This is a genomic window from Streptomyces sp. CLV115, from assembly GCF_038448545.1.
GTDB lineage: Bacteria > Actinomycetota > Actinomycetes > Streptomycetales > Streptomycetaceae > Streptomyces > Streptomyces sanglieri.
In genome coordinates this window covers 1-342 of record NZ_JBCEWQ010000458.1, presented here as the reverse complement: position 1 = coordinate 342, position 342 = coordinate 1, and the positions used below count along the sequence as shown (strand labels likewise).

1 pseudogene is annotated in these 342 nt (G+C 70.2%); it reads right to left on the bottom strand.

Features of this window, described 5'->3' with window-relative positions:
* Nucleotides 1-342, bottom strand: a pseudogene (locus AADR41_RS42640) (ketol-acid reductoisomerase); the annotation flags it as partial.

Genomic DNA, 342 nt, shown 5'->3' with positions numbered 1-342 from the left:
TGATGACGCCCGCCCGGGTGCCGCCGATGCCCTTCGCGTACGACAGGGCCAGCGCCAGGCCGTTGCCCGAGGGGTCCTGCTCGACGGCCACGATGCACGGGACGCCGCGGCCCTCCTCGTACTGGCGGCGGACCAGGTGGCCCGGACCCTTCGGCGCGACCATGCAGACGTCGACGTTGGCCGGCGGCTTGATGAAGTCGAAGCGGATGTTCAGGCCGTGGCCGAAGAACAGCGCGTCGCCGTCCTTGAGGTTGTCCTTGACGGACTCCTCGTAGACCTGGGCCTGGATCGGGTCCGGGACCAGGATCATGATGACGTCCGCCTCGGCGGCCGCCTCGGACG